Raw genomic sequence first — 15206 nt, forward strand, 5'->3', positions numbered from 1 at the left:
GGGTACTTTTTCTTCATGGGGACGTACAACGGGACGCACAACGGATCACACAGGGGCAAGCGCGCGGCCCACATCGTGTGGGACTGGAACGGCACGCTGTTCCATGACATCGACGCCGTGATCATGGCGACCAATTCCGCGTTCGCGGAGATCGGGCTGGAGCCGATCACGCTCGAGCGGTACCGCGAGCTGTACTGCGTGCCCGTCCCGCTGTTCTACGAGCGGCTGATGGGGCGGTTGCCGACGGACGCCGAGTGGCTGGTGATGGACGAGGCGTTCCACCGCCACTACACCCAGCACCGGATACGCTGCGGCCTCGCCGAGGGGGCGGACCTGCTGCTGGAGGGTTGGCAGGCGGCCGGGCACAGCCAGTCGATTCTCAGCATGTATGGGCACGACGAGCTGATACCGCTGGTGCGGGGCTTCGGGATCGAGGCGCTCTTCCTACGGGTGGACGGCAGGACCGGACCGTCGGGCGGCGGCAAGAGCGAGCACATGGTGCGGCATCTGGCGGCGCTGGAGGGCGTGGATCCGGGGCGCACGGTCGTCATCGGTGACGCCGTGGACGACGCCGTGGCGGCGCAGGACGCGGGGGCCCGTGCGGTGCTTTACACCGGCGGCTCGCACAGCCGCAGCAGTCTTCAGGCCGCCGGGGTGCCGGTGGTGGACAGTCTCGCCGAGGCGGTGGAGGCGGCCGCGGAGATGGCGCGGGGCGGAGCGCCCGCGTAGCGGTGGGCTCACCCTCCGGATTCCGTGGCCGTGGCCGTCGGCGTCCGGAGTCCTACCCGTGGCGTCGGCGCGGGGTCACACCCCGTACCCGGCGCCGTCGTGCCATCGCACATCTGCTACGGCCAGGCGTTGTCCGGATGGTCTAAGTTCGCGGTGGGGTTTTGTACGTACACGGCCCATGACGGCACCCCTGCCGAGAGCGATAGCCTTGCACCGTGATCAGCGCGATAACCCGCGGGGGCATCGAGGCCCCCGCCGTGCGCCCGGGACACCATCGTGACCGGGCGGTCGCTGGTCTTTGCGGCCAAAGGCCCATGTCGACTTTGTCAAAACTTGTCGAACACGGCACGGCCCTCTCTCATCGCGGCATAGCGTCGACATCGACAGGACACCCCGCGTCGCGGCGGCGTTGTGCAGCTTCCACGGAGTTCTTCCACGACGTCACGCAATGGCGCGCGACAGGAGCCAGAGGACATGCAGACCAAGCTGGACGAAGCCAAGACCGAGCTGCTCGCCAGGGCCGCCCGGGTCGCTGAAAACAGCCCGGCCGGGGGGCATCTCCCGGTACGCGGCCTCGACCCGGAGACCCTCACGGGATACCTCCAGCGCTACTACCTGCACACCGCCCCCGAGGACCTCGCCGACCGCGACCCGGTCGACGTCTTCGGTGCCGCGCTCTCGCACTACCGCCTCGCGGAGATGCGTCCGCAGGGCACCGCGAACGTCCGGGTGCACACCCCGACCGTCGAGGAGAACGGCTGGACCTGCAGCCACTCCGTCGTCGAGGTCGTCACCGACGACATGCCGTTCCTGGTGGATTCGGTCACCAATGAGCTCTCGCGGCAGGGCCGCGGAATCCATGTCGTCATTCACCCGCAGGTGACCGTCCGCCGGGACGTCGCGGGCAAGCTCATCGAGGTCCTCGACGCCAACGGCGACGTCCACGGGAAGCACGGGAAGAACGGCGGCAACGCCAAGGCCGCCGAGCTGCCGCACGACGCGGTGACCGAGTCCTGGATCCATGTCGAGATCGACCGCGAGACCGACCGCGAGGACCTCAAGCAGATCACCGCCGATCTGCTGCGGGTGCTGTCCGATGTCCGCGAGGCCGTCGAGGACTGGGACAAGATGCGCGCCGCGTCGCTGCGCATCGCCGAGGAACTGCCCTCCGAGCCGACCGCCGACGATCTGCGCGAGGACGAGATCGACGAGGCCCGGGAGCTGCTGCGGTGGCTGTCCGACGACCACTTCACCTTCCTCGGCTACCGCGAGTACGAGCTGGCCTGTGCCCCCGGTGAAGGCGGGACCGAAGAGGATGTGCTGACCGCCGTCCCCGGTACCGGCCTGGGCATCCTGCGCGCCGACCCGCCGCACCGCGAGAGCGACGCCGGCCACCCCGTCTCGCCGTCCTTCAACCGGCTGCCCGCCGACGCCCGCGCCAAGGCCCGCGAGCACAAGCTGCTCATCCTGACCAAGGCCAACAGCCGCGCCACGGTGCACCGCCCCTCGTACCTCGACTACGTGGGCGTGAAGAAGTTCGACAAGGACGGCAATGTCGTCGGTGAGCGGCGCTTCCTGGGCCTGTTCTCGTCGGCCGCGTACACCGAGTCCGTCCGCCGGGTCCCGGTCATCCGCCGCAAGGTCACCGAGGTTCTCGAGGGCGCCGGGTTCTCCCCGAACAGCCACGACGGGCGCGACCTGCTGCAGATCCTGGAGACCTACCCGCGCGACGAGCTGTTCCAGACCCCGGTCGACCAGCTCCAGGCCATCGCCACCAGCGTGCTCTACCTCCAAGAGCGCCGCCGGCTGCGGCTCTACCTCCGCCAGGACGAATACGGCCGCTACTACTCCGCGCTGGTCTACCTCCCGCGCGACCGCTACACCACCGGCGTCCGGCTGCGCCTGATCGACATCCTCAAGGAGGAACTGGGCGGCACCAGCGTCGACTTCACCGCCTGGAACACCGAGTCGATCCTCTCCCGGCTGCACTTCGTCATCCGCGTCCAGCCCGGCGCCAGCCTGCCGGACCTCACCGACGCCGACGCGGACCGCATCGAAAGCCGCCTGGTGGAGGCCGCCCGGTCCTGGGCCGACGGCTTCGCCGAGGCGCTGACCGCCGAATGCGGCGAGGAGCGCGCCGCCGAGCTGCTGCGCCGCTACAACCACGCCTTCCCCGAGGGCTACAAGGCCGACAACTCCCCGCGCAGCGCGGTCGCCGACCTCCAGCACCTGGAGAAGCTCACCGGCGAGCCGGGCAAGGACTTCTCGGTCAGCCTGTACGAGCCGGTCGGCGCGGGCCCCGGCGAGCGCCGCTTCAAGATCTACCGCAGGGGCGAGCCGGTCTCGCTCTCGCGGGTGCTGCCGGGCCTGAACCGCCTGGGCGTCGAGGTCGTCGACGAGCGCCCGCACGAGCTGCGCTGCTCGGACGCCACCATCGCCTGGGTCTACGACTTCGGCCTGCGGATGCCCGAGCATGTCTCCGGCGACGACGCCCGCGAGCGGTTCCAGGACGCGTTCACCGCGGTGTGGACGGGCGCGGCCGAGAGCGACAACTTCAACAAGCTGGTCCTGCAGGCGGGCCTGAACTGGCGCCAGGCGATGGTGCTGCGCGCCTACGCCAAGTACCTGCGGCAGGCCGGTGCCACCTTCAGCCAGACGTACATGGAGGACACCCTCTCCAACAACGTCCACACCACCCGGCTGCTGGTCTCGCTCTTCGAGGCGCGGATGGCCCCGGAGCGGCAGCGGGCCGGCACCGAGCTGACCGACGGGCTGCTGGAGGAGCTGGAGGGCGCGCTCGACCAGGTCGCCTCCCTGGACGAGGACCGCATCCTGCGCTCCTTCCTCACCGTCATCAAGGCGACGCTGCGCACCAACCACTACCAGCGCGACAGCGAGGGCAACCCGCACGCCTACCTGTCCATGAAGCTGGACCCGCAGGCGATCCCGGATCTGCCGGCACCCCGCCCGGCGTACGAGATCTGGGTGTACTCGCCCCGCGTCGAGGGCGTCCACCTGCGCTTCGGCAAGGTCGCCCGCGGTGGTCTGCGCTGGTCGGACCGCCGGGAGGACTTCCGTACGGAGATCCTCGGCCTGGTCAAGGCGCAGATGGTCAAGAACACCGTCATCGTGCCGGTCGGCGCGAAGGGCGGCTTCGTCGGCAAGCAGCTGCCGGACCCGTCGGTGGACCGCGACGCCTGGCTGGCCGAGGGCATCGCCAGCTACAAGACCTTCATCTCCGGTCTGCTGGACATCACCGACAACCTGGTCGGCGGCGAGGTCGTACCCCCGCAGAACGTCGTCCGCCACGACGAGGACGACACCTACCTGGTGGTCGCGGCCGACAAGGGCACCGCGACGTTCTCCGACATCGCCAACGAGGTCGCCGAGTCGTACGGCTTCTGGCTTGGTGACGCCTTCGCCTCCGGCGGCAGCGCCGGCTACGACCACAAGGGCATGGGCATCACCGCCCGCGGCGCCTGGGAGTCGGTCAAGCGGCACTTCCGCGAGCTGGGCCACGACTCCCAGACCCAGGACTTCACCGTGGTCGGCGTCGGCGACATGTCCGGTGACGTCTTCGGCAACGGCATGCTGCTCAGCGAGCACATCCGTCTGGTGGCCGCCTTCGACCACCGGCACATCTTCATCGACCCGAACCCGGACGCGGCGACCTCGTACGCCGAGCGCCGCCGGCTCTTCGAGCTGCCCCGCTCCTCCTGGGCGGACTACAACACCGAGCTGCTCTCGCAGGGCGGCGGCATCCACCCGCGCTCGGCCAAGTCCATCCCGATCAACGCGCAGGTGCGGGCGGCCCTCGGCATCGAGTCCGGCGTGAAGAAGATGACGCCGGCCGACCTGATGCAGGCCATCCTCAAGGCGCCGGTCGATCTGCTGTGGAACGGCGGCATCGGCACCTACGTGAAGTCCTCGGCGGAGTCCAACGCCGATGTGGGCGACAAGGCCAACGACGCCATCCGCGTCAACGGCGAGGACCTGCGGGTCAAGGTCGTCGGCGAGGGCGGCAACCTGGGCCTGACCCAGCTGGGCCGGATCGAGTTCGCCGCGGCCGGCGGAAAGATCAACACCGACGCGATCGACAACAGCGCCGGTGTGGACACCTCCGACCACGAGGTGAACATCAAGATCCTGCTCAACGCGGTCGTCAGCGAGGGCGACATGACGGTCAAGCAGCGCAACAAGCTGCTGGCCGAGATGACCGATGAGGTCGGCGCGCTGGTGCTGCGCAACAACTACGCGCAGAACACCGCCCTGGCGCTGGCCCTCGCCCAGTCCTCCAGCATGCTGCACGCCCAGCAGCGCTTCATGCGCCGCCTGGTGCGCGACGGTGACCTCGACCGGGCACTGGAGTTCCTGCCCACCGACCGGCAGATCCGCGAGCGGCTGAACGCCGGGCGCGGCCTGACCCAGCCCGAGACCGCGGTGCTCCTGGCGTACACCAAGATCACGGTTGCCGATTCGCTCATCCAGACCGGGCTGCCGGACGACGCCTACCTCCAGCGGCTGCTGCACGCCTACTTCCCGTCGGCGCTCTACGACCGCTTCCCCGAGCAGGTCGACGGGCATGCGCTGCGCCGCGAGATCGTGACGACGGTGCTGGTCAACGACACCGTCAACACCGGCGGTACGAGCTTCCTGCACCGTATGCGCGAGGAGACCGGCGCCTCTCTCGAAGAGGTCGTGCGGGCGCACACCGCGGCCCGCACGATCTTCCGGCTGAACCAGGTCTGGGACGACGTCGAGGCGCTCGACAATGTCGTCGCCGCCGATGTGCAGACCCGGATCCGGCTGCACTCGCGCCGGCTGGTCGAGCGCGGCACCCGCTGGCTGCTCAACAACCGCCCGCAGCCGCTGGAGCTGTCCGAGACCATCGGCTTCTTCAGCGAGCGGGTCGCCCAGGTCTGGGCGGAGCTGCCCAAGCTGCTGCAGGGCAGCGACGTGGAGTGGTACCAGACGATCCTGGAGGAGCTGACCGCCGCGGGCGTGCCCGAGCCGCTGGCCGTCCAGGTGTCCGGCTTCTCGTCGGTCTTCCCGGCGCTGGACATCGTCGCCGTCGCGGACCGTATGGACAAGGATTCGCTGGAGGTCGCCGAGGTCTACTACGACCTGGGCGACCGGCTGCGGATCAACCAGCTCCTCGACCGCATCCTGGAACTGCCGCGCAACGACCGCTGGCAGTCGATGGCCCGCGCCTCGATCCGCGAGGACCTCTTCGCGGCGCATGCGGCGCTGACCGCCGATGTGCTCTCGGTGGGCAACGGCTCCTCGACGCCGGAGCAGCGGTTCAAGGCGTGGGAGGAGGCGAACGCGGCGATCCTGACCCGGGCCCGCGCCACGCTGGAGGAGATCTACGGGTCGGAGGGCTTCGACCTGGCGAACCTGTCGGTGGCCATGCGGACCATGCGGACGCTGCTGCGCACGCACCGCTGACCTGTCCGCTACGGCGAACGGCCCCGGAGCGCATGCTCCGGGGCCGTTCCCGTTCGGGATGTCCGCGTCGGGGTGCGGGTCAGCGGTGGGCCTCGTAGGCCTCGATGACCTCGTCGGTGGGGCCGTCCATCAGCAGTTCACCGTGCTCCAGCCACAGGACCCGGTCGCAGGTGTCGCGGATCGACTTGTTGTTGTGGCTGACCAGGAAGACCGTGCCGGCCTCCTTGCGCAGCTCGCGGATGCGGGCCTCGGAGCGCTTTTGGAAGCTGCGGTCGCCGGTGGCCAGTGCCTCGTCGATCATCAGGACGTCGTGGTCCTTGGCCGCCGCGATGGAGAACCGCAGCCGGGCCGCCATACCGGACGAGTAGGTGCGCATCGGCAGGGAGATGAAGTCGCCCTTCTCGTTGATGCCGGAGAAGTCGACGATGCCGTCGTAGCGCTCGCGGACCTCTTCACGGGACATGCCCATGGCAAGGCCGCCGAGGACGACGTTCTTCTCGCCGGTCAGGTCGTTCATCAGGGCCGCGTTGACGCCCAGCAGGGAGGGCTGGCCGTGGGTGTAGACATGGCCGCGCTCCGCCGGCAGCAGGCCGGCGACCGCCTTGAGCAGCGTCGACTTGCCGGAGCCGTTGGAGCCGATCAGGCCGATCGACTCGCCGCGATAGGCGGTGAAGGAGACGCCCTTGACCGCGTGCACCTCGCGCACACCGGTGGAGGGCTTGCGGCGGATGATGCGGTTCAGCGCCGCGGTGGCGCTGCCCCTGCCCGCGCCGGTGCCGTAGACCCGGTAGACGATGTGCAGATCGTCCGCGATCACGGTCGGGATCCGCTCCTCGGCCGCCTCGGTCGGCCGGAGGCCGTTGTCCTGTTCAGCCACGTCCGTACCGCTCCTCAGCCTTCCAGAAGTACACATAGCCGATGACACCGGCCAGCAGTGCCCAGCCTGCCGCGAACGCCCATACGTGCGGCGGCAGTTGCTTGTGGGTGAAGCTGTCGATCAGCGCGAAGCGCATCAGGTCGATGTAGACGGCGGCGGGGTTGCCGTTGAGCAGGATCTCCACGATCTTCGGCACGTGCTTGCCCTGGAGGATCACGCTGATGCTGAACATCACGCCGGACGCGTACATCCAGGTGCGCATGACGAACGGCATCAGCTGCGCCAGGTCCGGGGTCCGGGAGCCGAGTCGCGCCATGACCATCGCCAGGCCCGTGTTGAAGACGAACTGCAGGGTCAGGGCCGGGAGGGCCAGCAGCCACGACCAGGTCGGCAGCTGCCCGAAGCAGACCAGGATGACCACCAGCGCACCCATGGAGAACAGCAGTTGCTGCAGCTGCGCCAGGCAGATCGAGATGGGCAGGCAGGCGCGCGGGAAGTGCAGCGCGCGCACCAGGCCGAGGTTGCCGGAGATCGCCCGGGTGCCGGTCAGGACCGAGTTCTGCGTGAAGGTGAAGATGAAGACGCCGGTCACCAGGAACGGGATGAAGTCCTGGACGTGCTTCCTCGTGTCGAGCAGCACACCGAAGATCAAGTAGTAGACGGCCGCGTTGAGCAGCGGGGTCAGTACCTGCCAGAGCTGGCCGAGCTTGGCGGTGGTGTACATCGCGGTGAGCCGGGCGGTGGCGAACGAGGTGATGAAGTGCCGCCGTTGCCACAGCCGGCGGGTGTACTGGGCCAGCGAGGGGCGGGCGCCGCTCACCGTGAGGCCGTGCGCCTCGGCCAGCGCGCGCAGCTCGGGGTCCGGCGGCGTGCCAGGGGTGGGGACCCGGGAGGCTGCCGGGGTCGGGGCCGGGGGAGCGAGGGTCTGGGGCATGGGGCCGCTTTCGTGAGTGCGACGGGGGCGGTGGCATGCGGATGCGTTACGGGTGCGAGCGAGGCGACGACGGAACGGGTCCGTATCGTCGCGACGCTGCCGACACTAAAGGGATTTCACGTCGAGACGCAACCGTAGCGTCGTGACGCTATGCTCAAGCCATGGCAAAAAACGGGGCACAAGACGGGGCGCAAGACGGCAGAGATACGGACTCCGCGGCGCGCCGGGCACCGGCCGGCGCCGCCGTGCTTCGGGAGGACAAGACCGCTGCGATCCGTGCCGCGGTCTTCGAGGAGCTGGCCGCGGCCGGGTTCGCCCGGATGTCCATCGAGGGCATCGCGCGGCGCGCGGGCGTCGGAAAGACCGCGGTCTACCGGCGGTGGCGATCCAAGCTGCACCTCGTCCTGGACGTGGTCTCCGCGGTGGCCGCCGCGGGCCTGCCGACGCCGGACACCGGGTCGCTGCGCGGCGACATACGGATGCTGCTGGAGGTCGCCGCCCGCGCGCTACGGCACCCGATGGCCTCGCAGATCATCCCGGACCTGCTGGCCGAGGCGGCCCGCAGCCCCGAGCTCGCCGCGGCGCTCAAGGCGGCGCTGCACGACAGCCAGCAGGGCGTCGCCATGGCGATGGTGGCGCGGGCCGTCGAGCGCGGCGAGATCCCGGCCGGCGTCGACGGAGGGCTGGCGCTCGATCTGCTGACCGGGCCGCTGTACTGGCGCCTGGTGGTCGTCCGCGACGACCTGCCGGACGGCTACCTCGACGCGCTGGCCGGCTCGGTCGCGGCGGCTCTCGGGGCGGAGTGAGCCCGGGGGCGCCGGACGGCGGCGCGCGGCGGCCCGAAGCCGTAGTGGGCCGAAGGTGTCGCGGCCCGGGACGTCGCAGCCCGAGACGTCGTGGTTCGTGGTGATGCGGACGCGCCCCCGGTCAAGACCTGACCGGGGGCGCGTCCGTGCGGTGTCCAGCGGCCGGCGTCAGCCCGCCATTTCGATGCCGGAAGTGCCGGAGGCGTCCGAGCCGCCCGGGGTGCCCGTCACCCGGTCGTCCCCCGCCTTGCGCGGCGCCGGCAGCTTGACCAGCCCGGCCTCGGCCGCGGCCGCACGCGGGCGCGGCGCCACGGTGCGCTCGCCCGTCGGCTCCGGCTCGGGGCCCGCCTCCTGGCCGAGGAAGACCTGGCGCACCACACGCTCGGCGGCGTGCCCGTCGTCCCACTGGCAGAACCGCTCGCGGAACGCGGCCCGCAGCTCACCGGCCCGCTGGTCGTCCCAGCGGCCGCTGCGGAACGCCTCGATCAGCTCGTCCTCGGTGGTGGCGATGACACCCGGGGTGTCGCCCGGCTTGCCCGAGAGCAGGTCGAAGGTGACGCCGCGGGAGCGGACGTAGGTGTCCCAGTCGTCGGCGTAGTTGATGATCGGCCGGTCGAGGTTGGCGTAGTCGAACATGATCGACGAGTAGTCCGTGACCAGCGCGTCGGCGGCCAGGCACAGCTCCTCGACGACCGGGTGGCCGGACACGTCGATCAGCGCGCCGCGCTCCTGGAGGTCCTGGAGCGCGGGGTCCTGGTCGTAGAAGTAGTGGGTGCGCACCAGCAGGACGAAGTCCTCGCCCAGCTCGCGGGAGATCTTCTCCAGGTCGAGGCGGGGGACATAGCCGACCTGGTAGTCGCGCATGGTCGGCGCGTAGAGGACGGCGGTCTTGTCGGGGGCGATACCCAGGCGCTCGCGGAGGGCGAGGACGTCCTCGGCGGTGGCCCGGTAGTAGACGTCGTTACGGGGATAACCGGCGTCCAGCGACGTGAAGTTGCAGGGGTAGACGCGCTCCCACTGCTCGGTGGTGTGCTGGTTGGAGGAGAGCGAGAAGTCCCAGCGGTCGGCGCGGGCCAGCAGCTTGCGGAAGCTCATGCCCTTGGCGGCGGCCGGGTAGCGCTTCTGGTCGACGCCCATCGACTTCAGCGGGGTGCCGTGGTGGGTCTGCAGGTGTACCTGGCCCTCGCGCTTGACCACACCGTCCGCGAAGTTGACGTTGTTGACCAGGTACTTGGCGCGGGCCACGACCTCCCAGTAGCGCGGCGAGTTCAGCACGACGTGGTCGACACCCGCCGGGACCTGGTCGGCCAGGTTCTGCTTGACCACCCACACGCCGTGCACCTGCGGCGCCAGCTCCTTGGCCTTCTCGTAGATCGCGAGGGGGTTGCAGGCGGGCAGGCGGTTCCAGTACGCGGAGTAGACCGCGAGGTTCTCGTCCAGGGGCTGGCGCAGCAGCGCCTGGTAGCGCAGGTCCATGGCCTTCTTCTTGGCCTGCTTGACCCGCTTGCCCGCGTGCTTGCGGACCGTGCGCTGCACCTTGCCGGCGACCTTGAGCCCGGCCAGCGCCGGATAGGCGTCCTTGGCGAGCAGCGCGTACTTGCCGCCGGCGATGCCCGCGGGGCGGACGAAGCCGGCCGGTACCCGCATGCGGTAGTCGCGGGCGGCGCGGTGGAAGAACTCGGCCGTGGCGCTCTGCGGCAGCCGGCCCGGCTTGTCCAGAATGGTCAGATAGTGGTCGATCATCTTGCGGAACATCTGAGGGCGCCAGCGCGAGAGTTCGGGGTGCGCGTCGAGATAAGCGAAGACGCGGCCGTACTGGTCGAAGACATCGAAGTGCTTACGGCTGGTGGTGCGCAGGATGTTGCCGCCCTGACGGCGCTGACGGTAGTGCAGACCGACCTGGTCCAGAACGGCGATCCGCTGGGCGGTGATCAGCGTGCAGAACGTCCAGGGTGCGTCCTCGTAGTAACCCACCGGGAATTCAAAGCCGTGCTCCTCGACAAAGTCGCGGCGGTAGGCCTTGTTCCAGACGATCTGCAGCAGATCGAGGATCTCGGGGCGCTCGGCCAGCGAGAAGGAGGGGGCGCCGGATTCGTCGAGCAGGTCGGCGAGTGCATTGCGCCGGGCGGAGCCGTCCCAGTAGGTCCGCGCGTAATCGAAGATGAGGATGTCCGGGTCCTCGGTGGCGGCCAGCCGCTCGGCGAGGGCGCCGAGCGCACCGGGCACGAGGGTGTCGTCGCTGTCGAGGAAGAGGATGTAGTCGCCGGTGACCTTCTCCAGACCGGCGTTACGGGCCAGGCCCAGACCGACGTTCTCCGGGAGGTGCAGGACCTGGACGCGGTCGTCGAGGGCGGCGTACTCGTCCAGGATGGCGCCGCTGGCATCGGGCGAGCAGTCATCGACGGCGATCAGTTCGAAGTCCGGGAAGTCCTGTGCCAGCACCGAGTCCATGCATTCGCGCAGGTACCCCTGGACTCTGAAGCACGGGACGATGACGCTGAAGCGGGGTGCGGCGGCGTCGCGGACTATCTCGGACATGCGGTACTACTCCTCGTGACGAGCTGAGTACAGAACGCAAAAAGGCCCCGAAGGGCGCGTTCCATTGTCAGCCATCCGACTCGCGTTCACCCAAAAAGGTTGGTCTTCGTAACCTGAAAGTTCTGTACGACACATCGGGGCCCGAGGAATGCAGTGACTTTCCGGACGGGCGAGATTTTTGAGGCAACCAAATACTGGATATGAGCCTCTTCCGTAAAAGGCCACCTGAACAGGAGCTTCGATTGCCCGACCGCTCCCCGTGGATATCCCGCCGGCTGCTGCTCCAGGCGACCGGCGGTGGTGTGCTGGCGGCGACGGCCGGCGCCGCCGTGTGGGCCAGGCTCTCCCCCGACGAGCCGCTCGGCCCGCCGGCCGGGCCCGCCGGCCCGGGACGGTCCGTGGTGGCCGCCGGGAACCAGACTTTTCTGCACGTGGTCGCGCACGCGGACGACGCGCTCTACTTCATGAACCCGAATCTGGAGCAGTCCCTGCGCAGCGGGGCACGCTCGGTCACGGTCTGCCTCACCGGCGGCGAGTCCGACGGACGCAACGCCGGCCGGGGCACCCCCCACCCCGACCGCGTCCCGCACAACCGGGCGGCCTACGCGCGGGCCCGGACCAACGGGCTGCGCGCCGCCCACGCCATGATGGCCACCGGGGACCCGGCCAGCCCCTGGCGCCTCGAGGCGGTCACCCTGCTCCCCGGCTTCCAGGTGGAGCTGCACACCCTGCGCGAGGCCCCGCAGAACCAGCTGATCTTCCTGGAGCTGGTCGAGGCCAGGACCGTATCGGCGCCCCGCGCGATGAGCCTGCGCGGCCTCTGGCTCGGCGTGATCCCCACCCTCCCCACGCTGCGCCCCCAGGACACGCCCGTACCGGCCGCCTACCGCTACACCCGCGACCAGCTCACCCGCACCCTGATGGCGGTGCTCGACCGGGTGCGGCCCACCGTGGTGCGCACCCTCGACCCGAACGCGGTGCACTCCTCCGCGGTACCGCAGCGCGCCAAGGACCCCCGGCTGTCCGGGCTGCGCTACTTCGACCACCAGGACCACACCGCCTCCGCCTACTTCGCCCAGGCGGCGCTGGCCGCCCACTGGGGGCGCCCGCACCACGGACCGGCCGTCGTGGAGAGCTATCTGGGCTACGAGCTCGGCGTCCTGCCCAACAACCTCGACAGCAGGACCGCCCGCCGCAAGGGCCGGCTGCTCTCCGTCTACGGCTGGTCCGACGGCCGCCACTGCGGCGATCCGGCGGGCTGCGGCGACCGCAAGGTGGGCGATACGGCCTACCGCGGCGGCTCCCGCAACTGGACCCGCAGCACCCGGCTGCGCGCCCCCGGCTCCAACGCCTGGGTCCGGCCCACGCAGGACGGCCGGCTCGCCGCCTTCGTGGTGCTGGCCGGCCGGGCGCACTGCTGGATCGAGACGCGTGCGGGCAGCGGCCGCTTCACCGGGCCCGCGCCGCTCGGCGGCGACCTGCTGGAGGGCCAGATCCATGCCGTACGGCATCTTGACGGCGCCCTCCAGCTGTTCGCCGCCCGCACCCTGCTGCCGGGCCGTGGCACCGCCCACCGCCGCGAGCTGACGACCGCCCTGCAGACCGGCACCGCCCGCGACGGGACGCCCGTCTTCGCGCCGTGGGAGCCGCTGGACCCGCCGGACGCGGACCCGGTCCGGTCGCTGGAGACCGGCTACCCGGCGGCGGTGGCGGCCCCGGACGGCACGGTGCATGTCTTCGTGCGGACCTGGGACGGCGGTGTCGCCTGGCGCAGCGGTCCGCGGGGCGGGCGGTGGACGGCGTGGCGGCACCTGGAGGGCCCGGTCAGCACCCTGACGGCCTCACCGCACGTCGTCGACGGCATCGACGCCTGTGTGGACAGCGACGGGATGATCCACCTGGTCGCGCCGAGCGGCCGGACCGTACAGCACTGGGTGTCCAAGGAGGCCGGGCGGATGCCCCGCCCGGCCGCCGCCACCGGGCTGCCCGAGGCGGCCGGGCCGGTCAGTGTCGTCCCCCTGGAGGACGGCGCGGTCCGCGCGCTCTTCCGCCGCGCGGACACCGCACAGGTGCTGGTCGCCGAGCGGCACAAGCTGATCGGCAGCTGGCGGGTGTCGGCGCAGTGCACACCGGTCGGCGGCTACGGGCGGGTGGCCGCGGCACCGGTCGGCTCCGGCGGCCGGATGGCGATCGCGGCGCGCGACGATGCGGGGGATGTCCGGGTCGCGATGGCGCAGGAGGCGGCCGGGCCCTGGCACACCGGGAAGGTGCCGCATTCGGCGGCGGCCGGTGTCGCCGTGGACGCCGCGGGCCGCGCCGTGGTGCTGGCGCTCGGCAACGACGGCAGGCTGTATACGGCCCGGCAGCGGGCGGCCGGGCAGCGGGCACCGTTCGGGGCGTGGGCTCAGGCCGGTTCGCGGGGGCGGGTCGGCGGCGCGCTGTGACCGGTCCGGCGGCCCGGCAGCAGTATCCGCCGGGAGACCAGGAAGGTGAACGGTAGCGCGAGCAGTGCCGCCGCCGGCGGCGCCACCTTGCTGTTCACCTCGCACCAGCTCACCAGCACCACCAGCCCCACGCTCTGCGTCACGTAGTTGGTGACCTGGGTCAGCGGGAAGAGCAGGAACTTCTTCCAGGTGGGCCGGGTGCGGTAGGTGAAGTAGGTGTTCAGGAAGAACGAGCAGGCCATGCTCACCAGGAAGCCGGCGGTGTACGCCGCGAAATACGGCAGCGCGCGGTGCAGCGGCAGATAACAGGCGTAGAAGGTAAGGGTGTTGACCCCGCCGACGACCGCGAAGCGCACTATCTGGCCCCATTGGGGGCGCGCCGGGAGCGCGGGGTGCGCGCGAAGGGGCATCAGCCGGCCTGCGAGGGGGCGACGACGGTGGGGGAGGCGACGGTGGTGGCGGCGACAGTGGTGGCGGTGTCCGGCACGGTGCGGGCGGGGGCCGTCCCGCCGGTCTCCTTGACGAGGAAGTGCGGCCGCCGCTTGGACTCGTAATAGATCCGTCCGATGTACTCGCCGATCAGCCCGAGCATCACCATCTGCAGCCCGCCCAGGCCCACGACGATGGCCACCAGGGTCACATAGCCCGGTGCGGTGACGCCCCCGACGGCGGCGGCGCCGATCACCCAGAGGGTGTAGAGCGCGGCGAGCGAGGCGAGGCTCAGGCCCGTGTAGATGGCCGCCCGCAGCGGGCGGCAGTTGAACGAGAGCATGCCGTCGAAGCCGTAGTTGACCAGCGCGCCCAGCCGCCACTTCGTCTCGCCGGCCTCCCGGGCGGCGTTGCGGTAGTCGAAGGTGATGGTGTCGAAGCCGATCCAGGAGAACAGCCCCTTGGAGAAGCGGTTGTACTCCGGCAGCGAGATCAGCGCGTCCACGGCGGTGCGCGACAGCAGCCGGAAGTCGCCCACGCCGTCGGTGAGTTCGACATCCACCCAGGTGTTGACGACGCGGTAGTAGAGGCGGCTGAAGGCGGTTCGCAGCCGCTGGTCGCCGTCCCGGCTGCGCCGGGCGACGACCTGGTCGTGGCCGAGCTGGTAGAGGTCGAGCATCCGCTCGATCAGCTCGGGCGGGTGCTGGAGGTCGGCATCCATGATGATCACCGCGTCACCGGTGGCCTCCTTGAGCCCGGCCAGCATGGCGGGCTCCTTGCCGAAGTTGCGGCTGAGGGAGAGGTAGCGGGTGGTGCGGGGGTGCTGCTGCGCGAGGTCGCGGATCCGGGGCAGGGTGCCGTCGGCGCTGCCGTCGTCCACGTAACACAGCTCGTACTCGACGGCGAGCCCGCCGAGGACCGCGCGCACCTGCTCGTCGAACCGGCTTATGACGGCCTCTTCGTTGTAGCAGGGGACGACGAGGGAGAGCTTCATGGTCGCG

General features: G+C 70.4%; 9 protein-coding genes. 4 read left to right on the forward strand and 5 right to left on the reverse strand.

Going from position 1 to position 15206, the window contains the following annotated elements; translation table 11 throughout:
* Nucleotides 1-15 precede the first annotated feature (15 nt).
* Nucleotides 16-729 carry an HAD family hydrolase gene (locus ACZ4S3_RS17590; protein ID WP_467934321.1) on the forward strand — a complete coding sequence of 238 codons (714 nt, stop codon included), beginning with the start codon at nucleotides 16-18 and terminating at the stop codon, nucleotides 727-729.
* A gap of 474 nt (nucleotides 730-1203) precedes the next feature.
* Nucleotides 1204-6177, forward strand: coding sequence for an NAD-glutamate dehydrogenase (locus ACZ4S3_RS17595; RefSeq protein WP_467934324.1), 4974 nt, complete (start codon nucleotides 1204-1206; stop codon nucleotides 6175-6177).
* 79 nt (nucleotides 6178-6256) lie between these two features.
* On the opposite strand, the gene ACZ4S3_RS17600 is transcribed toward ACZ4S3_RS17595, so the two are convergent.
* A complete protein-coding gene (locus ACZ4S3_RS17600; protein WP_467934328.1) occupies nucleotides 6257-7090 on the reverse strand; it encodes an ABC transporter ATP-binding protein in 834 nt (277 codons plus the stop codon).
* Nucleotides 7047-7988 (reverse strand): ABC transporter permease, encoded by a 942-nt coding sequence (locus ACZ4S3_RS17605; protein ID WP_467934332.1) that lies wholly within the window; start codon nucleotides 7986-7988, stop codon nucleotides 7047-7049. Before ACZ4S3_RS17605 ends, ACZ4S3_RS17600 begins: the two co-directional genes overlap by 44 nt.
* Nucleotides 7989-8149: 161 nt before the next feature.
* Between ACZ4S3_RS17605 and ACZ4S3_RS17610 the strand changes: the two genes are divergently transcribed.
* Nucleotides 8150-8794 carry a TetR/AcrR family transcriptional regulator gene (locus ACZ4S3_RS17610; protein WP_467934336.1) on the forward strand — a complete coding sequence of 215 codons (645 nt, stop codon included), beginning with the start codon at nucleotides 8150-8152 and terminating at the stop codon, nucleotides 8792-8794.
* 168 nt (nucleotides 8795-8962) lie between these two features.
* On the opposite strand, the gene ACZ4S3_RS17615 is transcribed toward ACZ4S3_RS17610, so the two are convergent.
* Nucleotides 8963-11332 (reverse strand): bifunctional glycosyltransferase/CDP-glycerol:glycerophosphate glycerophosphotransferase, encoded by a 2370-nt coding sequence (locus ACZ4S3_RS17615; protein ID WP_467934339.1) that lies wholly within the window; start codon nucleotides 11330-11332, stop codon nucleotides 8963-8965.
* 242 nt (nucleotides 11333-11574) lie between these two features.
* Between ACZ4S3_RS17615 and ACZ4S3_RS17620 the strand changes: the two genes are divergently transcribed.
* On the forward strand, nucleotides 11575-13776 hold the full coding sequence (locus ACZ4S3_RS17620) for a PIG-L family deacetylase (RefSeq protein WP_467934343.1): 2202 nt from the start codon (nucleotides 11575-11577) through the stop codon (nucleotides 13774-13776).
* Here ACZ4S3_RS17620 and ACZ4S3_RS17625 read toward each other — a convergent pair.
* Both ACZ4S3_RS17625 and ACZ4S3_RS17630 read right to left on the reverse strand, forming a co-directional pair.
* Entirely contained in the window at nucleotides 13737-14186 is a 450-nt protein-coding gene (locus ACZ4S3_RS17625) for a GtrA family protein (RefSeq protein ID WP_467934347.1), read from the reverse strand. The two genes, ACZ4S3_RS17620 and ACZ4S3_RS17625, sit on opposite strands and share 40 nt — an antisense overlap.
* Nucleotides 14186-15199, reverse strand: coding sequence for a glycosyltransferase family 2 protein (locus ACZ4S3_RS17630; RefSeq protein WP_467934351.1), 1014 nt, complete (start codon nucleotides 15197-15199; stop codon nucleotides 14186-14188). The genes ACZ4S3_RS17625 and ACZ4S3_RS17630 overlap by 1 nt, the downstream gene beginning before the upstream one ends.
* Between the last annotated feature and the right edge of the window lie 7 nt (nucleotides 15200-15206).

The sequence above is a fragment of the Streptomyces sp. NPDC028368 genome (genome assembly GCF_055565615.1).